26 protein-coding genes are annotated in these 25,407 nt (G+C 61.7%); 7 read left to right on the top strand and 19 right to left on the bottom strand.

Translation table 11 applies throughout. From position 1 onward, the window contains the following. Positions 1–160 precede the first annotated feature (160 nt). The 4 genes from ACYQ47_RS01695 to ACYQ47_RS01680 all read right to left on the bottom strand — a co-directional run bounded on the left by ACYQ47_RS01695 (position 161) and on the right by ACYQ47_RS01680 (position 3,296). Complete coding sequence (locus ACYQ47_RS01695) at positions 161–436, bottom strand: hypothetical protein (protein WP_250528589.1); 276 nt, start codon at positions 434–436, stop codon at positions 161–163. A 1-nt stretch (position 437) separates the two neighbouring features. Next, the gene (locus ACYQ47_RS01690) at positions 438–1,856 is read right to left on the bottom strand and encodes a two-partner secretion domain-containing protein (RefSeq protein WP_459904294.1); all 1,419 of its coding nucleotides are present in this window, start codon (positions 1,854–1,856) and stop codon (positions 438–440) included. 446 nt (positions 1,857–2,302) lie between these two features. After that, positions 2,303–2,764 carry a DUF3293 domain-containing protein gene (locus ACYQ47_RS01685; RefSeq protein ID WP_459904293.1) on the bottom strand — a complete coding sequence of 154 codons (462 nt, stop codon included), beginning with the start codon at positions 2,762–2,764 and terminating at the stop codon, positions 2,303–2,305. Between the two features lie 292 nt (positions 2,765–3,056). Next, positions 3,057–3,296: a hypothetical protein gene (locus ACYQ47_RS01680; protein WP_244828611.1), complete on the bottom strand. Its 240-nt coding sequence runs from the start codon at positions 3,294–3,296 to the stop codon at positions 3,057–3,059. 389 nt (positions 3,297–3,685) lie between these two features. Here ACYQ47_RS01680 and ACYQ47_RS01675 point away from each other — a divergent pair, with 389 nt between their 5' ends. Next, the gene (locus tag ACYQ47_RS01675) at positions 3,686–3,949 is read left to right on the top strand and encodes a DUF4148 domain-containing protein (protein WP_309960874.1); all 264 of its coding nucleotides are present in this window, start codon (positions 3,686–3,688) and stop codon (positions 3,947–3,949) included. A gap of 36 nt (positions 3,950–3,985) precedes the next feature. Here the strand turns inward: ACYQ47_RS01675 and ACYQ47_RS01670 are convergent, their stop codons facing one another. The 3 genes from ACYQ47_RS01670 to ACYQ47_RS01660 are packed head-to-tail and all read right to left on the bottom strand — an operon-like array spanning position 3,986 to position 6,686. Next, positions 3,986–5,161 (bottom strand): acyl-CoA dehydrogenase family protein, encoded by a 1,176-nt coding sequence (locus ACYQ47_RS01670; protein ID WP_459904292.1) that lies wholly within the window; start codon positions 5,159–5,161, stop codon positions 3,986–3,988. A gap of 59 nt (positions 5,162–5,220) precedes the next feature. Beyond that, on the bottom strand, positions 5,221–5,661 hold the full coding sequence (locus ACYQ47_RS01665) for a nucleotide pyrophosphohydrolase (protein WP_244829719.1): 441 nt from the start codon (positions 5,659–5,661) through the stop codon (positions 5,221–5,223). 44 nt (positions 5,662–5,705) lie between these two features. Further along, positions 5,706–6,686: a 2-dehydropantoate 2-reductase gene (locus ACYQ47_RS01660; protein ID WP_459904291.1), complete on the bottom strand. Its 981-nt coding sequence runs from the start codon at positions 6,684–6,686 to the stop codon at positions 5,706–5,708. A gap of 261 nt (positions 6,687–6,947) precedes the next feature. On the opposite strand from ACYQ47_RS01660, the gene ACYQ47_RS01655 reads away from it, so the two are divergent. The 5 genes from ACYQ47_RS01655 to ACYQ47_RS01635 all read left to right on the top strand — a co-directional run bounded on the left by ACYQ47_RS01655 (position 6,948) and on the right by ACYQ47_RS01635 (position 9,993). Beyond that, positions 6,948–7,382 (top strand): Hsp20/alpha crystallin family protein, encoded by a 435-nt coding sequence (locus tag ACYQ47_RS01655; RefSeq protein ID WP_250466646.1) that lies wholly within the window; start codon positions 6,948–6,950, stop codon positions 7,380–7,382. A 17-nt stretch (positions 7,383–7,399) separates the two neighbouring features. Then, positions 7,400–7,804 (top strand): Hsp20/alpha crystallin family protein, encoded by a 405-nt coding sequence (locus ACYQ47_RS01650; protein WP_459904813.1) that lies wholly within the window; start codon positions 7,400–7,402, stop codon positions 7,802–7,804. Positions 7,805–7,924: 120 nt separating this feature from the next. Next, entirely contained in the window at positions 7,925–8,704 is a 780-nt protein-coding gene (locus tag ACYQ47_RS01645) for an ABC transporter substrate-binding protein (protein WP_459904290.1), read from the top strand. A gap of 10 nt (positions 8,705–8,714) precedes the next feature. Next, on the top strand, positions 8,715–9,482 hold the full coding sequence (locus ACYQ47_RS01640; RefSeq protein ID WP_244828623.1) for a class I SAM-dependent methyltransferase: 768 nt from the start codon (positions 8,715–8,717) through the stop codon (positions 9,480–9,482). Positions 9,483–9,594: 112 nt separating this feature from the next. Further along, positions 9,595–9,993 (top strand): hypothetical protein, encoded by a 399-nt coding sequence (locus tag ACYQ47_RS01635; protein ID WP_244828624.1) that lies wholly within the window; start codon positions 9,595–9,597, stop codon positions 9,991–9,993. A gap of 17 nt (positions 9,994–10,010) precedes the next feature. On the opposite strand, the gene ACYQ47_RS01630 is transcribed toward ACYQ47_RS01635, so the two are convergent. Next, on the bottom strand, positions 10,011–11,420 hold the full coding sequence (locus ACYQ47_RS01630) for an aminotransferase-like domain-containing protein (RefSeq protein WP_459904289.1): 1,410 nt from the start codon (positions 11,418–11,420) through the stop codon (positions 10,011–10,013). Between the two features lie 163 nt (positions 11,421–11,583). Between ACYQ47_RS01630 and aptA the strand changes: the two genes are divergently transcribed. After that, positions 11,584–12,912: an omega-aminotransferase AptA gene (gene aptA, locus ACYQ47_RS01625; RefSeq protein ID WP_250526938.1), complete on the top strand. Its 1,329-nt coding sequence runs from the start codon at positions 11,584–11,586 to the stop codon at positions 12,910–12,912. Between the two features lie 42 nt (positions 12,913–12,954). Here aptA and ACYQ47_RS01620 read toward each other — a convergent pair whose 3' ends face one another. The 11 genes from ACYQ47_RS01620 to ACYQ47_RS01570 form a co-directional block, all read right to left on the bottom strand. Beyond that, positions 12,955–13,404, bottom strand: coding sequence for a PaaI family thioesterase (locus tag ACYQ47_RS01620; RefSeq protein ID WP_459904287.1), 450 nt, complete (start codon positions 13,402–13,404; stop codon positions 12,955–12,957). Then, complete coding sequence (locus ACYQ47_RS01615) at positions 13,401–14,861, bottom strand: efflux transporter outer membrane subunit (RefSeq protein WP_459904286.1); 1,461 nt, start codon at positions 14,859–14,861, stop codon at positions 13,401–13,403. Before ACYQ47_RS01615 ends, ACYQ47_RS01620 begins: the two co-directional genes overlap by 4 nt. A gap of 12 nt (positions 14,862–14,873) precedes the next feature. Beyond that, complete coding sequence (locus ACYQ47_RS01610; RefSeq protein ID WP_459904285.1) at positions 14,874–16,448, bottom strand: DHA2 family efflux MFS transporter permease subunit; 1,575 nt, start codon at positions 16,446–16,448, stop codon at positions 14,874–14,876. Between the two features lie 4 nt (positions 16,449–16,452). After that, complete coding sequence (locus tag ACYQ47_RS01605) at positions 16,453–17,541, bottom strand: HlyD family secretion protein (RefSeq protein ID WP_459904283.1); 1,089 nt, start codon at positions 17,539–17,541, stop codon at positions 16,453–16,455. A gap of 150 nt (positions 17,542–17,691) precedes the next feature. Next, on the bottom strand, positions 17,692–18,612 hold the full coding sequence (locus ACYQ47_RS01600; RefSeq protein WP_244828644.1) for a LysR family transcriptional regulator: 921 nt from the start codon (positions 18,610–18,612) through the stop codon (positions 17,692–17,694). 16 nt (positions 18,613–18,628) lie between these two features. Then, positions 18,629–19,834: an ABC transporter substrate-binding protein gene (locus tag ACYQ47_RS01595; RefSeq protein WP_309960888.1), complete on the bottom strand. Its 1,206-nt coding sequence runs from the start codon at positions 19,832–19,834 to the stop codon at positions 18,629–18,631. A gap of 30 nt (positions 19,835–19,864) precedes the next feature. Then, positions 19,865–20,584, bottom strand: coding sequence for an ABC transporter ATP-binding protein (locus ACYQ47_RS01590; RefSeq protein ID WP_244828646.1), 720 nt, complete (start codon positions 20,582–20,584; stop codon positions 19,865–19,867). After that, entirely contained in the window at positions 20,581–21,327 is a 747-nt protein-coding gene (locus tag ACYQ47_RS01585; protein ID WP_244828647.1) for an ABC transporter ATP-binding protein, read from the bottom strand. The genes ACYQ47_RS01590 and ACYQ47_RS01585 overlap by 4 nt, the downstream gene beginning before the upstream one ends. Continuing rightward, positions 21,324–23,201 (bottom strand): ABC transporter permease, encoded by a 1,878-nt coding sequence (locus tag ACYQ47_RS01580; protein WP_459904282.1) that lies wholly within the window; start codon positions 23,199–23,201, stop codon positions 21,324–21,326. The genes ACYQ47_RS01585 and ACYQ47_RS01580 overlap by 4 nt, the downstream gene beginning before the upstream one ends. A 173-nt stretch (positions 23,202–23,374) precedes the next feature. Then, positions 23,375–24,274 (bottom strand): LysR substrate-binding domain-containing protein, encoded by a 900-nt coding sequence (locus ACYQ47_RS01575; protein WP_459904281.1) that lies wholly within the window; start codon positions 24,272–24,274, stop codon positions 23,375–23,377. A gap of 85 nt (positions 24,275–24,359) precedes the next feature. Next, on the bottom strand, positions 24,360–25,322 hold the full coding sequence (locus tag ACYQ47_RS01570) for a 2-hydroxyacid dehydrogenase (RefSeq protein WP_459904280.1): 963 nt from the start codon (positions 25,320–25,322) through the stop codon (positions 24,360–24,362). Positions 25,323–25,407: the final 85 nt, after the last annotated feature.

Raw genomic sequence — 25,407 nt, 5'->3', positions numbered from 1 at the left:
CATTTCCGCTATTCAGTATGGCAATACTCGGCACACCGCCCGAAGGAGGCCAGCGGGTGAGAATCTAGGTCGAGCGCAGCAGGCTCGTCATCACACCGGATTGAACGACTCTACAAACGACAAGCCCGGCGGCGGCCGGCGGCGGCCGAGTTTGTCGTCATCAGCGAGTAGCTTTATCCAAACTCATGAGTCGATGGGCAACAGTTCTGGTATGTAATTCATCTCCATCGAGACCAATATGCTCGACCTCAATCCACCTGAGGTGAGAGTACAGTTCGTCGACTGTCTTTTCCTCTCGAAGCATACGGCTAATATCCTGGACATATGAGTCGTATTCATCGTCCGCCTCAGGTGAAGCGCCAACACCAATTGGATCCCATTCCTTGAGCAAGATTTCTTTTACATCCAGATCCAGACCAATAAACGTTCTCTTCATTTTAAGGTGCTCCAGGGATAACCGTGACGACAAGCCCGGTTTTTGAATTCGTGACGACCCGAACGTTGTTCACCGGATCATAGTATCCCGTTGTTCCAGGACGCGTAGGGTAGTTAACGCCATTATCAATGGTGTTTTTCACCACTGAGGGTGGCACACCCCGACCCTGCATTTGGTCTATAGCATGAGCTGAGTAATCAACTCCTCCAATGGTCGCCGGGGCATTAGTACCCCGTGGCACATCCATTGGACTACCGCTGACCCCCACCGGCGTACTTGCATCCTGCGACCCAGAATTGTCGCCACTATTAAACGTCGCATTACTCGTCGTGGCGATGACATTGCCTTGCGCGTAAGTCGTGCCACTGTTCGAAATGCCATCGCGCGCCGATGCGTTGATCGAGCCGCTGGCATTGGTTGTTCCGGCAAGCACGAGTTGACCATTCGACTGCAGCGTCAGATCGCCGGCTTGCGCGGCCAGCACACCCTTGGTCGATACACCGACGCCATATTCGTTGCTCGTGAGAAAGATCCGGTTGGCGTACATGCCACCCAGCGCGCTCACGTCGATCGCAACTGCCGGTGCTGTACCATTGCCAGCGATGGGCGTCGCGGCAAGCGTGTCGTGATCAACCTGATTTGAACCTGCGATGGCGTTCAAATTGTTGGCGTACACCGCCGCATTGATTTGAATCGCGCGAGCCAGAAGATCAACTTGATCGATGTTCGTCGCATTCAGCCCCGCGCCTTGCACGGTGATGTTGCCGCCCGTGACATTGAAGCCCGCGAGACTGCCGTTCGGGCCATAATTCGGCGTGCCGGTGGTGAGAACGACGCGCGAGGTGTTGATGAAGCCCGCGCCGTCGATTACCAAGCCATTCGGATTGGCGACGACCACCTCTGCTTTAGGCCCCGCAACTTCCAAATACCCATGCAGTTGCGAAGGCGCATTGCTCATCACCTGATTGACGATGATCTTCGCTGAATTGCCGGGTGTCAGATTCCCATTACCCGAGATATATCCCGCTAGCTGGCTTTGGATATTGACTGGCGAGTTATTGAGAATCGCGCCCTTCGCAGGTACGTCGAATTGTGAAAAATTATTGACGGAAACACCGCTGCCGGACGGTCTTGCGATGTTGACCTGATTCAAACCATTCTGAGTTTGAATGACCTGCGCGCCGGAACCGGGTGCGGCGACGATCTGTGCAAACGTCAGCCCGGAAGCCGAACCGAGCAGCAGCATGGCCGCCCAGGCCATTGCGCTAAAAGCTGATTGAAACATCGAGGCGACGGGCGCGCGCCGTGCAACGCCTTCTCCCTTCGCAGTTCCGCTGCTGTGCGCCAATGCAAATTCAGCGACCGCGATCAGCATGTGTCGCACGCGACTGAAAACCAGCCGGTAGGAATGCTTATTCATTTTCTTATAGTTTTATAAAGATTTCAAAACGCAGGTAACGCCCGAAGCGGAAGGCCGCTATTTACTCGCGGATTAACCGTTCGTAACAATCAGAATGTTCCTACTTTGATGGGGCGCCGGACATTCGACAAAAGGACTTGTCGCGAACGAAAAGCAGAACAAAGTCACACGCTTGCAAGACGCGGATTGCAAACGCGGTATCGGGTCCGAAGCGTTCGGTAGCGTTCCGAAATCAGTCGAGCTAAGGGCATGCAGACATCGTCGACGAAGGTGTCGAAAACTGTCTACGTTTGTCGCGCGTGCCACGCATTACTTGCAATGGCGTTGCGTGGCTTATGGACGATCACGTTAGCAACTGGCGCGTGCACATAGCACCACCTGTTCGAATCATGCGACGCGGTCAGTCAGAAAACCCAGTGATGGAGAATCAACGGCGAATACCGATATCAACGATAAACCGGATGCCACAGCAAACAAGGCAGACCTGCAGCATCGACATAAACCACGGCGTTCTGCTCGAACTTTTGCATAAGCGCATCGGCGAATTGGCGCGTCGTGCCGAGGACGAAAAGACTTGCTTCGGCGATCCACTTTCCCTTCGGATCGATGCCGGCTCCGGGCAGCGCATGCAAGCCCGCTCGTTCGACATGGTCGATCAGCAAGCACTGCCGCTTTGCGTTATGCGCCGGTTTAAGCACGTGTCCGAATGGATTGAAGGCCGTCACGAACACCGCGCTAAAGACATGATGCCTTGAAAGAAGTGAAGCAACATCGGCATTATGCTCGCCGATTTTCATCTCCACGACCGGCTCGATATCGATGCGATAAATCGCCTCGCGGTAACTATCTCGCGTCGCGTCCGAAAGGCTCGGGCGGGGATGAAACCGTTGGTGCTCGTCGTGGTTCATGTAGGTAATCCGCGAATCGGCGGCTGAGAAAGCATGCGCTGAAGACGCACGTTGCATCTTGAACTTTACCGCGCTCGACTTGGCGGATCGATGAAACGCAGACTACCGCACGGCGAAGCGAATTCATGAAAGGCATCGCGAAGCGGAGTGCATCGAGAGAGAGAAGCAGAGAGACATCGACCCATGCGATTTGTGTCGATAACGACGCGCAGCGTGTCACGCATAACGCGGCCGAAGATAAAACGCAGAGAAGCTAGAAGACAGAGAAGCAACGAGGCCCGACGATCGTCCGTTATGTGCAACCCTGCTGCCGCTCACCGCGGCTGAAGATTTGACGCGAACGCCAGTCGTCGGAGCGAAGCACTTGCTCGCCGTCTTCGCGCGCTTCCTCTTCCGTATCGAAACCTTCGTCGCTATAAGCGGCGATTTTCATGCCGACACCCGCGGCCCGTTCGACGGTGATGGCCCAGTGCCAGCCACCTTCCTGATAAAAAACATGCAGCGTCGGCAGAGACGATAAGGTCAAGTCCATGTTTGCGGCTCCTTCAAGCTGACGTTCGTAAGGCTAACCTGCCTCCTCGACGAACGCCCTCGAAAACGGGCGCTTTGTTATTGCGTCGATGTCTGTTGATATTCTTGAGCGGCTGTGAGCCGCCCCGCTCAGAACAGCATACGCAATGGGATGCTGCATTGCAACACGGGGTTTCCCGAGGCGTGGTACCGATCCGACGAGGCCGATCATTGCGGAACCTTTTACACGAGATAGACGGAAGATCGACAGAGAAGCACCCGTATTGACTCAAGGCTATCTCACCAAAAACACCTCTATTCGATGTGGATAGGTGGCGCTTCTAACGTGTCCGCCGTGTGTCCGTCGCCTAGAATGGGAATAACCGCTCGACGCGATGCGAGGTGATCGCCATGGCATCTAAATTTCGTCTTTCCCATCTGATACTTTTTGCGACCGTCGTCTCATGTGCCGCGAGCGCGCTCGCCCAGCCGGTCGCGCCGATCGGCGACCCTTCCGCGCCGAAGACACGCGCTCAGGTCAAGCAGGAGTTTCTCGCCTGGCGCGCGGCCGGCTACGATCCGAACGACTGGCTGAACTATCCCGACAATGCCATGCGCGCGGGACAGATCGTCTCCCAGCAACGGCAAGCGCAACGCGCGACCGGTGCGAACTAGGTAGCGTTTCTGCTGCCTGAGCACGGTACTCTCGCGTTACTCCGCGCGCGGCCGCTGACCGCGCAAGATACGCCGCGCGATGCTCCAGCGATGCACTTCGGACGGACCGTCGTAAATGCGAAATGCGCGCATGTCGCTGAAAATGCGCGCGACGACCGTTTCGTGCGTGACGCCTTGTCCGCCGAGCACTTGCACCGAACGATCCACGACACGCCATAACGCCTCGGACGACACCACTTTCGCGACGCTCGATTCGTGTTTGCCGAGCACGCCCTGGTCGAGCACCCACGCGCAATGCCAGATGGCAAGGCGCGTGATGTGCAGATCCATTTCGTTATCGGCGAGCATGAAGCCGACGCCCTCGTGTTCGCCGAGCGACTTGCCGAACGCCTGACGCTGACGCGCATACGCCGTGGCGACATCGTGCGCACGCCGGGCCGCGCCGAGCCAGCGCATGCAATGCGTGAGACGCGCGGGCGACAGGCGCACTTGCGCATATCGGAACCCCTCGCCCGCTTCGCCAAGGACGTTTTGCGCGGGCACGCGCAAGCCTTCGAAACGCACCACGCCGTGGCCGCCGGGAAAGCATGTATCGAGCGAATCCATTGCGCGCTCGATCACGATGCCGGGGCTCCTCATATCGGCGAGGAACATGGTCGCGGGGCCATCCTCGAAACGCGCCATGATGATCGCGACCGACGCGCCATGTGCGCCCGTGATGAACCACTTGCCGCCGTCGATCACGTAGCCGTCGCCATCGCGCGCGGCAAGCGTTTGCAGCATGGAAGGATCGGCGCCCGCGCCCGGCGGCGGTTCGGTCATGCAAAAGCACGAACGAATCTCGCCCGCGGCGAGCGGACGCAGCCAGCGCTCCTTCTGCTCGGGCGTCGCGACGGCTTCGAGCAAATGCATGTTGCCTTCGTCCGGTGCGGCGATATTGAGCGCGACCGGACCGAGCGGCGAATAACCCGCTTCCTCGAAAAGGATCGCCTTGGCGACATGATTGAGCCCAAGGCCGCCGAATTCCGGCGATACGTGACTCGACAGAAGTCCCGCACGACGGCCCTTGGCGATCAGTTCCGCGCGCAGCGACTCGTCCGGGCCATGCGGCGTGCAGCGCGCATCGCTCTCCAGCGGCACGATCTCTTCCGCGATGAAGGCACGCGCGCGCGCCTGCAATTCGGTCAACTCGGGCGTGAGGGAGAAGTCCATCGGCAAATCCTTTGAAGGCGGTGATCCACAAGCTTAACCGCGCGCGAAACGGCGCGTCATCAGGCTTTGTACCCGGCCGCTTTGTTTTCATCCGCTTTGTTTTTATCCGCTTTGTTATCTGCGGCTTTGTACTCGGAGTATTTGCGGGCATCGCCGCGAACCATGTCCGCCGGATACTTCGCGCGATTCAACGCCATCTTCTCGATGAGCGCGCGATGCAGATCCACGTCGAGCGAATCGGCGAGCATCACGAGATACGCGAGCACGTCGGCCATTTCGTGGCGAATCGCCACGAGCTTCGTCTCGTCCAGCTCGCTCTTGTCGCCGCTGGCCAGCCATGTGAACGGTTCGAGCAATTCGCTCGCTTCGACTGAAAGCGCGCTCGCCAGATTCTTCGGTGAGTGAAAGCGGCTCCAGTCCCGCTCGCGCACGAACTCGCGCAGCATGTCGCGCATTTCCGTGAGTTCGCTTCGGCCTTCTGGCGCGTTGTGCTGATCCATCGCCATCCTTTGACGTGTCGTCATGCCGTTATGCCGTTGTGTCGTTATGCGGGATAAAGGCCCAGCGTGCGGGCATGCAGACGCGCGAGGCCGAGCAAGGCGTCGGTGAAAGGCGTGGCGACGCCGGTCATGGCGCCCAGTTCGCGTACCGACGCCACGAGCGCATCCAGTTCGACGGCCTTGCGCGCTTCCACGTCTTGCAGCATGGAGGTTTTCATTGCACCGAGCTTGAGTGTCACGGCATGTCGATCCGCCGGATTCTGCTCGATCGGAATGCCGAAGCGCGCGCCGATTTCCTTCGCTTCCAGCATGATGTTCGTGACGAAGCCGCGCACGAGATCGTCGCTCAGGATGCGGTCGGTGGTCGCGCCGGTGATCGCACTGATCGGGTTCATCGTCATGTTGCCCCAGAGCTTGAACCACACGTCACGCTGAATCTGCGGCGAGAGCGTCGCGTCGAAACCGGCCTTCGTGAAGAGCGAAACGAGCGCTTCGGCACGCGTGCCCGACTGCCCCGCCGCCTCGCCGAGAATGAGACCCTTGCCTTGATGATGCCGGATCACGCCCGGCGCTTCGACCAAGCAACTCGCGTGGACCACGCAGCCCACCGTTTGCGCGGCCGGAATGGCGGCGGCGATGGCGCCGTGCGGATCGATCGAGCTCAGCCGCTTGCCCGCGAAATCGGCGCCCAGGCCTTCGCAGAACCACCACGGCACTCCGTTCATCGCGCTCAGAACCATGGTCTTTTCGCTCAAAAGCGGCGCGATCTGCGCGGCCACGGCTTCCATCGCGGGCGCTTTCACCGCCACCACGACGAGATCCTGCGCACCGAGTTCTTCGGGCGATGCGCTTGCCGCGACCTTCACGGCATGCGTCGCATCTTTCTCGACGAGTTGCAGACCGTGCGCGCGAATGGCATTTAGTGTCGCGCCGCGTGCGACTACGCTGACATCGCAACCCGCCTGCGCGAGCTTCACGCCGATCCAGCCGCCGATCGCGCCTGCGCCATAAATGCACACCTTCATGTCTCGTCTCCTCGTCTGAACTGTCGGACTTCATTGTAAGAGCTTGGCGCATGCCGAAACGGTTCAATCTAGGCGCGCCGACGCGCATTTCAAGAGCACGAAAACGAATAAATATTCCCGTCCAAAATACGCTTTTCGATATTGAAACGATAGCCGTCGCACCTACTTTGCATGCAGAGGCAGCGAACCAGCGCGCTGTCATGGTGACATATCTCAACTTCCTGCTGCCGGCTTGACGGCCGTAACATCGGAGACCGAATCATGAGTGACTTTTATTTTGGCGGCGACTTCCTGAGCGATCTGAACCGCGTGCAACGGCAGATGTCTTCGCTTCTCGGCAATCTGCCTTCCAGCATTCGCGCCAGCCGCGCGGATGCGTTTCCCTCGCTGAACGTCGGCAGCACCGACGAAGCCATCGAAGTCGTGGCATTCGTGCCGGGCGTCGAGCCGGCATCGCTCGACGTGACGGTCGACAAAGGCCTGCTCACCATCAGCGGCGAACGGCGCGCCGAAGCATTGACCGAAGGCTCGCGCACCTACGCGAGGGAACGCTTCACGGGCGCGTTTCGCCGCGTGATCGAACTGCCGCAAAACGCGGATGCCGACAAGGTCGAAGCGCGTTATGAAAACGGCACTTTGTTTATCGTCATCGGCAAGCGCGAAGCATCCAAGCCGCGCGCCATCACCATTCAGTAAGGCACAGGGAGAAAATGATGAACGACACCACGCAAATCACCGAGCGTCAGGCAAACGAAGTTGCACGCAAGAAGGAAGACCCCGTGCGCCGCACGACGGTCACGCCTGCGGTCGATATCGTCGAGGATAGTCAGGGCATCACGCTGTGGGCCGACCTGCCCGGCGTGCCCCGCGAGAAACTCGATGTGAAAGTACATGACTCGCGTCTCACCATCGAAGCCGAGGCAATCGTCCCTGTCACGGCGTCGCTGCGTGTGCATCACGCCGAATTGCGCGTGCCGCGCTTTGCACGCGCATTCACGATAAGCGACGACTTCGACACCGCGAAGATCGATGCCAACCTGCAGAACGGCGTGCTGAAGCTGACCATTCCGCGTCGTGAAGAAGCGCGTCCGCGTCGCGTGGAAGTGCGCGCGAGTTGAGCGCTTCGATGTCTCAGCAATAACGAACGGCCGCTATCACGCGGCCGTTTTTTTGCCTGCACGAGCCTCTATAATCCCAGGGCGGTCACAAGCAATCAAACTCAAACAAGGGACTTAATCGTGAAGAAGCTGTTGACGGCGTTGCTGGGCTCCATGCTGACTGTAGCCGTCAGCGCGCATGCGAAAGACTGGTCGACCATTCGCTTCGGCACGGACGCGAGCTATCCGCCGTTCGAATCGAAAGCGCCCGATGGAACGCTCGTCGGCTTCGATATCGATGTCGGCAACGAACTCTGCCGGCGGCTCGAAGCAAAATGCGTGTGGGTCGAAAACGCCTTCGACGGCATGATTCCCGGCCTCAAGTCGCGCAAGTTCGACGGCGTGCTCTCCACCATGTCGATGACGCCCGCGCGCGTCAAGCAGATCGCCTTCTCGAGCAAGCTCTTCCACGTTCCCACGCGTCTCGTCTCGAAGCGCGATGCGAACATCCAGCCTACGGCCGAATCGCTCGCGGGTAAGTCCGTGGGCGTCGAACAAGGGTCGATGCAAGAGACATACGCAAAGGCGCATTGGGGCGCGAAGGGCGTGACCATCGTGTCGTATGCGGATCAGGATCAGGTCTATGCGGATCTGCTCACGGGCCGGCTCGACGCGTCGCTGCAAAACGCGGTGCAAGCGGAACGCGGCTTTCTCGATACCCCGCGCGGCAAGCCCTACGCATTCGCAGGCGGCGCGCTCGAAGACCCCGCGATCTTCGGACCGGGCACGGCTATCGGCTTGCGTCGCGAAGACACCGACTTGAAGGAGAAGCTCGATGGCGCCATCGCCGCGATGATCAAGGACGGCACGTACAAGCGCATCGAGCAAAAGTATTTCGATTTCGATATCTATGGCGAATGAAGGAGCTGCCATGACCAACGTTCATCAGGCCGCAAGCGTCGGCTACACGGCGAACGCGGATAGCTACGTGCGCGGACGGCCCGACTATCCGCCCGAACTCGCGGGCTGGCTCGCCGAGACGCTCGGCTTGCGGCCGGGCGCGAGCGTTGTCGACCTGGGCGCGGGTACGGGCAAGTTCACGCCGCGCCTCGTTGCAACCGGCGCGCGCGTGATTGCCGTCGAACCCGTCGCTTCGATGCGCGCGAAGCTCGCCGCCGCCCAGCCGAGTGTGGAAGTGCTCGAAGGCGCCGCGCAAGCCATTCCGCTTGACGATGCATCGGTGGATGCCGTCGTGTGCGCACAGTCGTTCCACTGGTTTGCGAACGGCGAAGCGTTAAGCGAGATTCATCGCGTGTTGAAGCCGGGCGGAAAGCTCGGCCTCGTCTGGAATCTGCGCGACTTTCGTGTGCCGTGGGTGGCGAAGCTCGACGCCATCGTGAACCGCTACGAGGGCGACGCGCCGCGCTTTTATACAGGCGAATGGCGCCACGCATTTCCGCATAAAGGTTTCGACGCGCTCGCCGAAACCCATTTTTCGATCGGCCACACCGGTTCCCCCGACGATGTGATCGTGCATCGCGTGCGCTCGACCAGTTTTATCGCGGCGTTGCCGGAAGCGGAACGCGTGCTCATCGACGATGAAGTACGCGCGTTGATCGAAGCCGAACCGGAGTTGCGCGGCAAGGATGTCGTCACCGTGCCCTACACGACTGCGGCCTTCGTTGCGGTCAGGAAATGACGCGTGCACGAAGACGGGGCGCGTACTTTGAAGCGCGCATTGTCCTTTTTGCACGCGGGCGAATGCGCCTCGAAACGCGCTCGACCATCCGACGTGCTTTGCGCATCTCGGCATGGTGCTTGCATTGCTCTCGCTCACCCAGCCGGCTAATGTCGAGGACACCATGCATCAGGCGATCGAACCGCATGAATTGACCAAGATCGATCTTGCACGTTTTCAGGTCGTGCAGGTTTCCGATGGCACGCACACCGTCGTGCTGTGGGAGGCGCCCGAGCCCGCCACCAATCGTCTCAAGCATATCGACGCTTGCACGCTCACCATTCGTCTGTGCGATCCGCTCAATCCCGTACGCAGAAAAGACGTGTGTGAGCGGCTACAGGCGCATCTGGCCGCGTCGCGCGAGACACGGCATGGTCTGCGCAATCCTTCCGACGTAAGCGCAGCGGTGACGCCGCCACGCAACGCGAACATCGCGAGGCAGCGCACGCATGAGTCCAGCGGAAGTGCTTGAGGCTGCATCGCGGTTGCCTACGTAATCGCGCCCTCCAGGAACGACCACAGCGAATCGTCCATCGAATACGGGACGTTGAAGCGGAACGACGCGCTCTCGGCGTCGCCCGGGCGAAAGTACGAGCCAGGCGCGAGCCAGATTCCATGCGATAACGCGCGCGTTGCGATGTCGCCTGCATCGGCGGGATCGATCGGCAATTCGCCCCATACGAACAGCCCCGCGCGCGGCCGGCGGAACAGCGCTATGCCGAGCGCATCCATGCGCTCCTCCACGAGCGCGTGCGCGTCCTTCAGTTTTTCCACGACGAATTCGACATGCCGCGCGTAGCGGCCTTCGGTCAGCACTTTCTCGACGATTCGTTCAGTCGTCTCCGACGATGTCAGTCCCACCGCCATCTTCGTGCGCGCGAGTTCGCGCAGCACTTCGCGCTCGGCGACGACATAACCGCATCGCAACGAAGGCGTGATGGTCTTCGCGAAACCGCCGACATACAGCACGCGATGCAACCCTTCCATCGCCGCGAGCAAGGGCGCGCCCGGCGGCGCAAGTTCACGATTGACATCGTCCTCGACGACCCACATGCCGTGGCGCTCCGCAATCTGCATCAAACGAAACGCCGACGCCATGCTGAACGTCGCGCCCATCGGGTTCTGCAGAGTCGTATTGAGAAAAACCGCTTTCGGCCGATGCTCGATTGCAATCCGCTCGAACGCTTCCGTATCGATGCCCGCCACGGTGCGCGGCACGCCATGCACGTCGAGACCCGCGAGCCGCAGAATCTGCAGCAGATTGCAGTAGCCGGGATCTTCGACGACGACCGCATCGCCCGGGCGCAGCAGCGTGCGCACGATCAGATCGAGCGCCTGCGTGGCGCCGGCCGTCAACAGTACGTTCGACGCGGCATCGACGGGCAAACCGTGCCGGTCGAGCTGCTCCGCAATGCGTTCGCGCAGAGGCGCAAAACCATAGGGCCGCCCGTAATCGGCAATGCGCGCCGCCGGCACGCGGCTCACCGCGCGCAACGCGTGCTGCAAACCGCTTTCGTTGACCCATTCGTTCGGCAGCCAGCCGCAGCCGGATTTGATCGGCACGGAATGATCCGCGAAGACATCCGAGAGCAGCCAGGTCGCCGTGAGACTAGGCGGCTGCCATTCGACAGCCCGCACGCGCTCGCTTTTCTGGCGCACCGCCACGCGATACCCCGAACCGCGCCGCGCGATGACAAGACCCATCGACACGAGCCTGCCATACGCTTCGGTCACCGTGAACGTGCTGAGCGCGTGCGACTCGGCGAGCCGGCGCACCGAGGGCAAAAGCGCGCCCGCGCGCAGCGTCTCGGCCTCGATAGCGCCCGAAAAAGCCTGCACGAGTTGTTCGACGAGCGTCGGCGCATGACGCGAGCCGCGTTCGAGCCTGAGTTCTATCATGTATATGGATAGTCGAAACACGCGGGAGTGGATGAATATGCGCCGCGCTCGCCACTACAGTTTGCATCATTTTGCCAGCACAGTTGGCAATGCAGTGAACCAACTGTCTATGCCTCGCCATTTTGTCGAGGAATAGAGTGACCGTTCCTTGAGGAGACTTGATATGAATGCCCGCCCCGTCATCGAAGACCTTTCGTCGTTCTGGATGCCCTTCACCGCCAACCGCCAGTTCAAGGCCGCACCGCGCCTGCTCGAAAGCGCGAAAGGCATGTACTACCGCTCGACGGACGGCCGCGAAATTCTCGATGGATGCGCGGGCCTTTGGTGCGTGAACGCAGGCCATTGCCGCGACGAGATCGTCGAAGCGGTGCAGAAGGCGCTCTCGACGCTCGACTTCGCGCCGACCTTCCAGATGGGCCATCCGCTTGCCTTCGAGGCGGCCAACAAGGTCGCGGGCCTGATGCCCGAAGGACTGGATCGCATCTTCTTCACGAACTCCGGTTCCGAATCCGTCGATACGGCGTTGAAGATCGCGATTGCCTACCATCGCGCGCGCGGCGAAGGTCAGCGCACGCGTCTCATCGGCCGCGAGCGCGGTTATCACGGCGTCGGCTTCGGCGGCATCTCGGTGGGCGGCATCGCGCCGAATCGCAAAACGTTCTCGGGCGCGCTGTTGCCGTCGATCGATCACTTGCCGCATACGCACGACCTCGCGCACAACGCGTTTTCCAAGGGTCAGCCCGCGTGGGGTGAGCATCTCGCGGAAGAACTGGAACGTATCGTCGCGCTGCACGATGCATCGACGATTGCCGCGGTCATCGTCGAGCCGCTCGCGGGTTCGACTGGCGTTCTGGTGCCGCCGAAGGGCTACTTGCAGAAGCTGCGCGAAATTTGCACGAAACACGGCATTCTTCTGATCTTCGACGAAGTCATCACCGGCTTCGGGCGTCTAGGCAAGGCCACGGCGAGCGAGTATTTCGGTGTGACGCCGGACCTCATCACCATGGCGAAAGCCATCAACAACGCCACCATTCCCATGGGCGCGGTCGCGGCGCATCGCAAGGTGCACGACGCAATCGTCGATGCAGGCGCGGCGAACGCGATCGAACTGTTCCACGGCTATACTTATTCGGCACACCCTGTTGCAACCGCGGCGGCTGTCGCGACACTCGATCTGTACGCGCGTGACAAGTTGTTCGAGCGCGCGGCGTCGAAGGCGGAGAAGTTCGAAAGCGCCGTGCACGCGTTGCGCGATGCGCCATATGTGAAGGACATCCGCAATCTCGGACTCGTCGCGGGCGTGGAGTTGGAATCGCGTGAAGGCGCGCCGGGTGCGCGTGCTTATGAAGTGTTCGTGAAGTGCTTCGAGGCAGGCGTGCTCGTGCGCTACACCGGCGATATCCTCGCGTTCTCGCCGCCGCTGATCGTCGAGGACGATCAGATCGATCATATCTTCGGCACGGTGCGCAAGGTATTGCAGAGCGTGAAGTAAGCGCCACTGCCCGGCATCCCGATTCGAGGATGCCGGGCCTTCTCACCGTTCGATGACCAGCAGCGTCGATGTCGCCGAAGCCAACAACCTCCCGCTCGCGTCCTTGAGCGTCGCTTCGGCAAACGCCGCGCGCCGCCCCATCGTCAGCACGCGTCCTTCGGCGCGCACCACACCGGAATCGCGCGTCACGGCCTTGTGATAGGCCACTTTCAACTCGAGCGTCGTATAGGCCTGTGTCGCGGTCAGACACGAATGCACCGCGCATCCACATGCCGAATCGAGCAAGGTGGCCGCATAGCCCCCATGCACCGTGCCGATCGGGTTATACGCATGATCGCCCGGTATGCCTTCGAACACGGCCCTGCCCGCTTCCACTTCCACGAAGTCGAGCCTGAGCGACTCGAATATGCCGGGCTTGCCGCCGCTAGCGATCAGCCGGCGCAATTGAGCGAGGCCGTCGAGGCCGGGTGCGGTTTCGTCGATCAAGCTCATTTCCTGTTCTCCTTGAGACTCGCTGTCTTGATGGGATCGTCATCGTTAGTCACGCTCCAGCCGCCGCCGAGCGACCGATACAGCGCCACCGCCGCGAGCGCGTGCTCGCGCTTCGCCTGGTTCAGCGCATCGGCGTCGCGCAGATAGGACTGTTGGGCATCGAGCACATCCAGAAAGCTTGCCGCGCCTCCCTTGTAGAGCTGCGTCGAAAGCGTGAGCGACTGTCCCGATGCACCGAGCGCGTCGGTCAATCTCGCGCTCTGCTCGGTCGTGCTGATGAGGTCGCTGCGCGTATCTTCCACGTCCTTGAGCGCTTCGAGCAGGGTCTGCCGCAAATGCAGTTCCGACTCGCGCATCCTGCTCTCGTTCTGTTCGATCTCGGCCGTGATACGCCCCGCGTTGAAAATCGGACTCGTGGCGTTGAGCGCGGCCGAAAACAGGTTGTCGGTGAGCGTCGGCAAGCCGAGATACGACGATGCAAGCAAGCCATCCGACAAGCGCAGAGAGAACTTCGGATAGCGCTCCGCGCGCGCCACGCCCACTTCCGCCGCGCGTTGCTGAAGCGTCGCGTAGGCCACCAGCACATCGGGTCGACGCAGCAGCGCTTCGGAAGGCAGCAATTGCGGCGCGCCATCGGCAGGGACGGGAATTACGGGCGATGCGCCGGGATTGGCGAGCATCAGTTGGTCGATGGACTCCGGCGTGCGGCCCGAATACACGGCAATAAGGCTCAACTGATGCTGAATGGTCGACTGCGTGCGCGGCATGCGCGATTGCAGATCACTGAGCTGATTCTGCGCGCGCGCCACGTCGAGTTTCGTCGACAAGCCGAATTGCAGGCGGCGTTGCGTGAGCTTCAGCGCGCGTTCGCGGATCGCCTCGTTGTCTTGCAGAATCTTGAGTTCGGCCTGCGCCCAACGTAAATCGACGTAAGCAGCGGCCGTATCGGCAGCGAGTGCAAGACGCAGTTGATCCGACGCGTGTTCGCGGCCGACCAGTTGCGCCTGCGCCGCCAGCAATTCGAGCCGCTCGCCGCCGAACACATCCGGCGTCCAACTCAGTGCGAGACCGACGCCCGCCTGACGCACGTAGCCAAGCGGCGGCGGCGTGTTCTGGCGCGTATCGGACGCCGTGGCGTTCGCGTCGAGTTGCGGCAGCAAGGCAGCGCGGCGTTGCGTGGTGAGCGCCTCGGCCTGCTTCACGCGCTCCACTGCGGCCTGGAGGTCGAGATTGCCGTTCAGCACCGACGCGACGAGTTCATGCATCACCGGGTCGTTGAACTGATTCCACCATGCGGCCGGATCGGCGGTATTGGCAGGCACGTCCACGTTCCAATCGACAGGAGCCGTCGTCTGAACCGTCGCCGGAAGATCGGCGTGCGTCGCGGGTTGCACGGCGCAAGCACTCAACGCGCTGAACGCGCTCAAGGCCAGTAATTCGATGAGGAGCTTCTTCATGGTCGTATTCACTCAATGCGCATCGGACGAAGGCGGCGCGCTTGCAATCGGCTTCGAAAAAATCACGCTGACGATACCGACGAGAAAGCACAGCGCGAGCAGATAGAAGCAGTCGGCGAAGGTCAGAACGAGTGCTTCGCGAAACACGAGCGCATGCAGCGAAGCGAGCCCGGCTTGCGATGCATCGAGCGCATCGCCGGCGGCGGCGGCGAGATGTGCGGAACTGCGCGAGAGCATCTGCTCGATGACGGGCCGGCCAACGGTCACGCTCTCGCTCAGCCGCAGATAGTGCAGGTTCAGCCTGTCGTTGAGCATGGTCGCACTCACTGCAATGCCGATCGCGCCGCCCAGATTACGCATCAGATTGAACAGTCCGCTCGCCGATTTGAGCCGCGACTGTGGCAACGACCCGAGCGCCATCGTCACGATGGGCGGCACCGCGAACTGTTGCCCGATGCCGCGCAACGCCTGCGGTAGAAGCAGTTCCTGCCAGCCCCAGTCATGCGTGAGCGGCGTATAGAGAAAGCATCCCGCGCCGAAGCAGATGAGCCCGAAAACCAGCAAGATGCGCATGTCGAAGAAGCGCGTGGCGAACGCGTAAGCCCCGAGCGCGATCAACTGAAAGCAGCCGACGGAAAGCAGCGCGAGACCCGTCTGCAACGAGTCGAAGCCGCGCACGCGGCTCAGGAACACGGGCGTCAGAAACACTGACACGAAGATGCCGATGCCCGTCACGAACGAGAGCAGACTGCCGATTGCGAAGTTGCGAACCGCGAGCGCGCGCAGATCGACGATCGGTTCTTTCGCGGTGAACGCATGCACGAGGAACAGGAAACCGCAGATCGCCGAAATCCAGGTGCAGGCCACGATTACGTTGTCGCCGAACCAGTTCTTGCGCGGCCCTTCTTCGAGCACGTATTCCAGACAGCCGAGGAAGCCGGACATCAGCGCGATGCCGACGTAATCGCCCTTCTTGAGCAGCGAAAGATCGGGCGAATCGATATGCACGTATTTCGGCACCAGCACCGCGACCACGATTCCCGGCACGACGTTCAGATAGAAGAGCCAGTGCCATGACCATTGATCGGTGATCCACCCGCCGATCACCGGTCCGATTGCAGGCGCGAGCGAGGCCAGCGCGCCAATAGTTGTCGATGCAATCAGTCGCTGTTTGCCGGGGAACAGCACGAAGGCGGTCGTGAACACGGTTGGGATCATCGCGGCGCCGAGCGCGCCCTGCATGCCGCGAAAGAGGATCATCGAATCGATGTCCCACGCCATGCCGCACAACATGCTCGTGATGGTGAAGCCCACCGCGGATGCCACGAACAGCCAGCGCGTGGAGAACACTTTCGAGAGCCAGCCCGACATCGGAATGACGAGAATCTCCGCGATCAGATACGACGTCTGCACCCACGAAAGCTCGTCCTGACTCGCCGATAAACCGCCGCCGATATCCTTGAGCGATGACGCGACGATCTGAATATCGAGCGTCGCCATGAAAAAACCGAGGCACATCAGCGCGAACGCGAGCACGCGCTGACGCGTGGGCTGACTTGCCGGGTCCAAGGGAGCGGTCTGTGTCATCGTCTTATCCGCGCGATTTGTCGAGATGAACCTTCACCGTCGCGGAAAGGCCGGGCCGCAACACGTGCTCCATGCCTTTCGGTACGTCCAGACGAATGCGCACCGGCACACGCTGAACGATCTTGGTGAAGTTGCCGGTGGCGTTTTCGGCGGGAAGCACGCTGAAGGTCGCGCCCGTGGCCGGCGCGAGACTTTCGATGTGACCCGTCAGCGGCACGCTCGATGCGTCGAGGTCCACATCGGCTTCATCGCCGGCGCGCATTTTCTTGAGCTGGTCTTCCTTGAAGTTGGCGTCGACCCAGAGGCCCGTGGCGGGCACCACGGTCAACAACGATGTCCCGACGTTCGCGAGCACGCCGACGCGCGCCGTGCGATTTCCCACGTAGCCATCGACGGGCGAACGGATCGTCGTGTATTCGACGTTGAGTTCGGCCACGCGCCGCGCGGCTTCGGCGGTCTGCACGCGCGCTTGCGCGTCCGCAATCTGCGCTTCGATCACCGTCAACTGGCGTTTTGCCGCGACGAGCGATGCGCCGCTGCGATCCATCGCCGCTTGCGCCTTGAGATAGTCGGCATCGGCGCGTTCGACGATCTGGTTCGACACCGCGTCGTCCTTGACGAGTTCCCGATAACGCGAACGGTCGGACGTGCTGCGCGACAATTCCGCCGACGAAGCACGCACTTCCGCCTGCTGCTGGTTGATGACCGCCGCCTGCAACGCGTCCTTGGCGCGCAGTTCATCGACCGCGGCCCGCGCGCTCGACACTTCCGCGTTCGCTTGCGCCAGGCGGGCGTCGTAGTCGCGCGCATCGAGGCGAATCAGCACCTGGCCTGCCTTCACCGGCTGATTGTCCGTGACGAGCACATTCGTCACGAAGCCGTTGACCTTCGGGGCGAGCACGGTGACATCGCCGCCGACGTAAGCGTCGTCGGTGGTCTGCACGAAGCGCAGCACGAGCGCCCAGTACGCCGCAGCCGCAATCACGATGATCGCGACAAGCCCTAGCGAGAGCAGCATCCACGGTATCCGGCGCGGCTTCGCGGCCGCTGCGGGCGAAGTGGCCGAAGGAAGATTGGTCGATGGAGTCGTCATTTGCGAGTCGTTGTGCATATGCACGAAAGTGAACGGAATAGCGCGCGTTTCGAGCCGCGCATGATGACTCGAAAGACTATATGTGCATATGCACCCGGTCAACCTGCGCGGCCGACATGAGTGAATAACGCGGAGAGAAAGAATCGGGGATCAGGCGTGCGGGCGGGCTGTTGCGCTTTGGTCCGAGCAGAAACGCACCGCATGTTCGACGAAGGCGCGCACCTTGGCGGGCAAAAGCGTACGCGTGCTGAAGGCAAGCTTGAATTCGATGGCGCCATCGACGAGTTCGTAGGCATCGAGTAACGTCACGAGCCGGCCGGCTTGCACTTCCTCGTGCACGAGCGCGACAGGCAACATGCCGATGCCGAAGCCTTCCAGCACCATCGCGCGATTGAAGACGGCGCTGTTCGACGAGGTATCGTAACGCAGCGGCACGATCACGTCCTCGCCGCCGATTCTAAACGTCAGCGCCGGTTTGCGGATGGACGCGGACATCGGCACGAAGTCGTGATCGATGAGTTCGGATGGATGACGCGGCGCCGGATGAGCCGCAAGATACGTGGGACTGGCGACGAGCGCAAGCGGAATGGTTTCGAGCAGACGCGTGACCACGGTATCGCTCGACAACATGAACGGCATGACGATACCCAGATCGTAGCCTTCGCCGACGAGATCGACGGGACGCTCGGTCAGCGTCACATCGAGCCGCACTTGCGGATGCTCGCGTCTGAAGCTCGCGATCAGCGGGACATAGCGGCTCATCATCACCGTGGTGTGCGCGACGAGCCGCAAGAGGCCTGTCGCCTCGCTCGCGCGATTGGACGCGCGTTCCTCCATTGCCTGAAGCTCGTCGAGAAGCCGCGAGCAGTCGGTGAAGAAGCGCTCGGCGGTTTCGGTCAGCGATATCTGCCGCGTCGTGCGATTGAAAAGCCTGCTGCCCAGGCGCTGCTCCAGGCCCGCGATCGCGCGCGAAACGACCGGCGGCGACAAGCCGAGAATATCCGCCGCGCGCGCGAAGCTGCGCGCCTCCACTACCGTGCGAAAGATCTTCAGGCTTGTCAGGTAGTCCATTTTTAATGTCGATGCGTCAGTCGGCGGGCCGCAGTTTCTTCACTTCGTCGTCGGATGGCTGCACGCTCGCGCCGTCGATATAACGATACGACGTCATCACGCCCTTGCCGTCCTTGAGCGCGGTGACGCCGACATACGCGCCCATCGTCGATTGATTGTCCTGCTTGCGGTAGGTGATCGGTCCGAACGGCGAATCGACGCCAAGGCCCTTGAAGGCGGCCGCGAGCTTGTCGGGATCGGCGGAACCGGCTTTCTTCAGGCCGTTGGCAAGCGACATCATCGCGGTATAACCGACCACGGAACCGAGCCGCGGATAGTCGTGATACTTCGCCTCGTAGTCCGCGACGAACTTCTTGTTGGCGGGGGTATCGATTGAATACCACGGGTAGCCCGTCACCACCCAACCGACCGGGGCTTCAGCGCCCAACGGATCGAGATAATCAGGCTCGCCCGTCAGCAACGACACCACCGCGCGATCCTTGAACAAGCCACGCGTATTGCCTTCGCGCACGAACTTGCCGAGGTCGGCGCTAAAGAGCACGTTGAAGATGGCGTCGGGCCTGGCGTCGGCGAGCGCTTGCGTCACCGCGCCCGCATCCACCTTGCCGAGCGGCGTCGCTTGTTCGGCGACGAACTCCACATCCGGCTGCGCGGCCTTGAGCAGACGCTTGAAGGTCGCCACGGCCGATTGTCCGTACTCGTAATTCGGATACACCAGCGCCCAGCGCTTTTTCTTGAGCTTCGCGGCTTCGGGCACGAGCATCGCCACTTGCATATAGGTCGATGGCCGCAGCCGATACGTGTACTTGTTGCCATCTTGCCAGACGATCTTGTCCGTCAAGGGCTCGGCGGCGAGGAAGAAAATGCGCCGCTGCTTGGCGAAGTCCGAGAGCGCGAGGCCAGTGTTGGACAAGTAGCCGCCGAAGAGCAGTTGCACCTGTTCGCGCGCGATGAGTTCCTGCGCGACGCGCACCGTATCGCCCGGATTACCGTTGTCGTCGCGCGAGACGACTTCGAGCTTGTTGCCGTTGATGCCGCCCGCCGCGTTGATCTCGTCGAGCGCCAGATTCCAGCCGTTCTTGTAAGGCATGAGGAACGCAGGCTGCGCCTTGTAGCTATTGATCTCGCCGATGCGAATGGTGTCGGCGTGCGCGCCGAGGGTCACGCTCACGGCGGCGGAAGTCAGGGTCAGGCGAATCAGCGTGCCTGCTCGGGTAATCATCAAGCGTTCTCCTTTGGTCGATTCATTCCGTCAGACGCCGAGCAAGTCGCGTCGCGCGGTGCCGTCGCGCACGAAATCGCGCATCGCGCCCGCATAGCGCACTTGCCCTTTCTCCAGCACATACGCGCGGTCGCAGACGCGTTCCGCGAAGTTCAGATTCTGCTCGGACAGCAGGATCGACAAGCCCTCGCGCTTCAGTTCGAGGATCATGTCGGCCATTTGCCGCACGATCACCGGCGCAACGCCTTCCGATGGCTCGTCGAGCAACACGAGGCGCGGATTGCCCATCAGTGTGCGCGAAACCGTGAGCATCTGCTGCTCGCCGCCGCTCATGCGGCTGCCGCGCCGCTCGCGCATCTCGCCGAGGTTCGGAAATACGCGAAAGAGCTTGTCCGGCGTCCACTGCGGCGCACCTTCGCGCGGCGGCTGGCGTCCCGTGTCGAGATTTTCCATCACCGTGAGATCGCCGAACACGCGCCGGTCTTCCGGCACGTAGCCAAGCCCCATGCGCGCGATACGGTAAGGCGCCATGCCCGCAATGTCCTCGCCCATGAAGCGAATGGTGCCCGATGTCCGCGCGAGCATGCCCATGACCGCTTTCATCGTCGTGGATTTGCCCGCGCCGTTACGGCCCATCAACGCGACGACTTCGCCGCGCCCCACTTCGAAGCCGACATCGAACAGAATCTGCGCGCGGCCATAGTATGCGTTCAAGGCCTCGACCTTGAGGAGCGCGTTCGATCGACTCATTCGCTGCCCTCCCCGAGATAGACTTCGCGCACGCGCGGATCGTCGCGTACGGTGCGCGCGTCGCCTGCCGCGATCAGCTTGCCGCGCGCCAGCACGATCAACCGGTCCGCATATTCGAACACCACGTCCATGCTGTGCTCCGTGAACAGCACGCCGATATCGCGCTCCCTTGCAAGCCGCGCCGTCAACGCCATTAGCGCGTGACGCTCTTGCGGCGCCATGCCTGCGGTGGGCTCATCCATCAACAGCAGCTTCGGTCGATTCGCAAGCGCGATCGCCAGTTCGACGCGTTTCACATCGCCATACGCCAAGACCGCGCAACTACGGTTCGCGTGCGACGTCATGCCGACGAGTTCGAGCAGTGCGAGCGCTTCATCCTCGCGCCACGCGGCCACGCGCGCAAACGGATTGAACACGCGACGCTCACGCGATAACAACGCCATTTGCACGTTTTCGAGCACCGTCATCGAATTGAACGTGGCGGCAATCTGAAACGTGCGCCCGACGCCCAGCCGCCAGATATCGCGCGGACGCTTGCCCGCGATCTCGTGACCGTCGAAACGGATCGATCCCGACGAAGGCTTCAACTGCCCGTTGATCATGTTGAAGCACGTCGACTTGCCCGCGCCATTCGGCCCGATGAGCGCAAGCAACTGGCCCGCCGCGAGATCGAACGACACGCTATCGACAGCCTTGACGCCGTCGAACGATTTCGAAAGATGCTCGATGCGCAAGAGCGTCATTGCGCCTTCCCGAAACGTTCGCGCGCAAAGCCTACGATGCCCTGCGGAAACGCGATCACGAGCAGCAGGATCACGCCGCCGAGCAGCGCCTGCCAGTAGTCGGTCTGACGCGCGACGGTGTCCTGCAGCCACGTGAAGAGCGCGGCGCCGACGACAGGCCCCGATAGCGTCTGTATGCCGCCGAGCAGGACCATGACGAGACCATCGACGGATCGGGAGACGCTGATCGCATCCGGCGAGATATTGCCTTTGGAAAAGGCATAGAGCGATCCGGCGAGACCGCATACGAGCGCCGCGACGACGAACGCCATCCATTGAACGCGCATGACGTCGATGCCGATTGCTTCCGCACGCAACGGCGAATCGCGGCCGGCGCGCATGGCGAGGCCGAGCGGCGCGAACAGCATGCGCCTCAACAGCCATACGCCGATGATCGCGAACCCGAGCGTCAAATAGTAAAACGCAACCGGCGACGCCAGCCACGCCGCTGGCCAGATACCGAGCACACCATTGCTGCCGCCGGTGACTTCATCCCATTGGTACACGACGGACCACACGATCTGCGCGAACGCGAGCGTGAGCATGGCGAGATAGACGCCAGACAAGCGCACGCAGAACCAGCCGAACACGAGCGCGCCGACGCCTGCCATGAGCGGGCCGAGCACGAGCGACACTTCCATCGGCCACGAAAAGAGCTTCAGGAAAAGCGCCGCGCCATAGGCGCCTAAGCCGAAATAAGCCGCGTGCCCGAACGAATGCATGCCGCCCGGTCCCATGATGAAATGCAGGCTCGCGGCGAACAACACGGCGATAAAGATTTCGACGAGCAACACGGGCATGTAGGGAAACGCGCCAGCGGCGAGCGGCGCAAGCGCCAGCAAGACGATGACGCCCGCTGCTGCGATTTTCAGGCGGCGCGTGGCGGGACGAAGCGGCGTATCGGCGGGCGCGGCAGTGCGCGCGATGGCTTGCGGACGGCCGAAGAGTCCCCACGGACGCAACACGAGCACCACGGCCATCACGACGAACTCCGCGACGAGCGTGAACTTCGACAGGGAAAAGTCGATACCGCCGAGCGACACATGCCCAATGCCAATGCATAGCGCCTTGATCTCCGCAATCAGCAAGGCAGCGACGAACGCGCCGGGTATCGAACCCATGCCGCCCACGACCACCACGACGAACGCGTTGCCGATAGTCTCCAGATCGAGCGAGAGATTCGCCGACATGCGCGGCACTTGCAGCGCGCCGCCCAGCCCCGCGAGAAACGCGCCCGCGAAAAAGACACCGGTGAAAAGCCACGCCTGATTCACGCCGAGCGCGCCGAGCATCTCGCGGTCGGCGCTTGCTGCGCGCACGAGCGTGCCCCAGCGCGTGCGCGTCAGCGCCCACCACAATACCGCGAGCACGAGCGGGCCGATGCACATCAGCGCGATGTCATACGAAGGCAACGCGTGACCGAGCAATTGCACGGCGCCCGCGAGATGCGGCGCGCGCGGACCGAACAGGTCTTCCGGGCCCCATAGATAGAGCGCGGCATCGCGAAAGATCAAAACCAGCGCAAAGGTTGCGAGCAGGTGGAACAACTCGGGCGCGCGATAGATGCGCCTCAACACGCCGACTTCGACCAGCGCGCCAAGCACGCCGATGACGAGCGCCGCCGCCAGCACCGACATCCAGAAGCCCGCGACGCTCTGTCCGAAGCGGCTCGTCAGGCTGTACGCGACGTACACGCCGAGCATGTAGAGCGAGCCGTGTGCGAAGTTGACGATGCGCGTCACCCCGAATATCAGCGATAAACCCGAGGCGACGAGAAAGAGCGCGGAGGCATCGGCGAGACCGTTGACGAGTTGGACGAGCAAGTTGGCGAGCATCGGGCGCGGTCGGGAGTCGGCTTGAATCGGGCTGAGTCGTGCGTTGGGCGAGCGAGCCGTCATTATCGATGAAATGCACGCTTCGGCCTTATTGCATCAAAAAGCGGCGCGCGGGAAACCGGTTCGAGCGCTGCTTTTGAAGCTCGCATGGGCGCTCGGGGCGCAAGCGTCGATCAGTCCTGCACCCGGCTCGCGAAGTGATCCGCAGACATGAGTCTGAAGGCCGTCACAGCGGGATTATCCTGATCCACGCGCCATGCCATGCTCATTTCCGCCTGCACGTGATTGTTGGCGATATGCCTGAACTCGACGTTGTCGTAATGAAAGCGCTGCGCCGACGCCGGCAGGATGCTAAGACCAAGCCCCGCGCGCACGAGCGAGAGAATGGTGGGCGTCTGGTCGATATATTGCGTGAAATGCGGGTTCACTTCTTCCCTCGCGAGCATGCCCATGATGCGGTCGCAGAAGTATTTGCCGTGCACCGGCGAGTGCATGATGAACGGCTCTTGATCGAGTTGCGGCAGGGCGATCTCGTCGTAAGCGCATAGCTCGTGACCGGCGGGCAGCGCGACGATCAGCGGCTCTTTGTCGATGAGCAGAAATTCGAGCTGTTGCCGCGAAGGCAAGGGCCGCAGAAAGCCGAGGTCGATGGTATTGGCCGCGAAGGCCTCGATCTGCGCGACGGAAACGAGTTCGAGCAGGACGACATCGATATCGGGCAGCGCGTGCTTGGCCGCGACGAGCAGTTGCGGAATCAACTCGTAGCCGGCTGCGCCCGTGAAGCCGAGCCGCACGCGTCCCGTCTTGCCCTTGCTCGCGCGCCGCACCGTGCTTTCCGCTTGCTCGGAGAGATTGAGCAGACGCGCGGCATCGGCAAGGAAGACACGCCCTTCCGGCGTCAGCTTGACCGTGCGGCCAACGCGTTCGAACAACAGGACGCCGAGATTCTCTTCAAGCAGATGAATCTGCCTGGAAAGCGGCGGCTGCGTCATGTTGAGCAGCGCAGCCGCACGCCTGAAGTTCAGTTCCGTCGCGGCGGCGACGAAGCAACGCACTTGTCCGAGATCGAGCATGCGGAATCGACTTTGACGAAATAGCCGATCATTATAGGTCGAGGCTCGCGAGTGGCTCCTGCGTTGCTTTACGGCCGTGCATGCATCAGGTCGTCAGGCTGCCTTCGGGACGCTGCCCGGCAAGCGCCTGCGCGATGCTCGACAGCACCATCTCGCCCATGGCCGTGCGCGATTCCACCGTCGCGCTCGCGCGATGCGCCTGCAACACCACGCGGTCCATGCGTAAGAGTTCGGCGGGCACGTTGGGTTCATCGACGAATACGTCGAGACCCGCGCCCGCGATCACGCCGCCCTGCAACGCTTGCACGAGATCGCTTTCCACCACGAGCTTGCCGCGCGCGATGTTGATGAGATAGCCGTCGCGGCCCAGGGCGTCCAACACGGCTGCATCGACGATGCCTTGCGCTTTATCGGCGGCTGCGGCAAGCACGAGGATGTCGCTGTCGCGCGCGAGTTGGAGCAGGTCGGGCACAAAGCGATGCGCAATGTCGTCCATGGCGCGTACATCGGTATAGGCGACAGGACAGCCGAACGCCGCGGCGCGCACGGCGATGGCGCGCCCGACCTTGCCCATGCCGACGATACCCACGCGCTTGCCGCTGAAACGGCGTGACAGCGGAATCGCAGCGGGGCTCGGGTTTTCAGGCCACTTGCCGGCCTTCACGAAGTCGTTGCCCGGACAGATTTCACGCAACACCGTGAGAATCAGGCCAATGGCGAGATCCGCGACGTCCTCGGTCAAGGCGCCGAAGGTGGCCGTGACCGGAATGCCGCGCGAACGGGCGTACGCGAGATCGACGGCATCGGTGCCAACGCCATTGACCGCGATCACCTTGAGCGCGGGCAGTTTGTCGACGAGATCGTTGGAGATGCCCGTATGGCCGCCCGTGATGACGCCTTCGATCGCAGCGCCATGCTCGCGGGTATACGCGTCCTTATCGTCCACCTGAAAGAGACGATGCATGATGTAGAGCGACTCCAGCGTCTCGTTGATCGCGGGAACGAGGATGGGGTTCAGTTGCAGAATGCTCGGCTTCGTCGGCTTCAATTGGGTGGCTCCTTTGGGTCGTGTCTCGCCTGCCATGCGCCAGGCCGCGATGTCGACGGATCATGTCGCCTTTTGCATGGCGCGT

The sequence above is a fragment of the Caballeronia sp. HLA56 genome (genome assembly GCF_054655155.1).
This window is presented reverse-complemented; position numbering and strand designations above follow the sequence as displayed.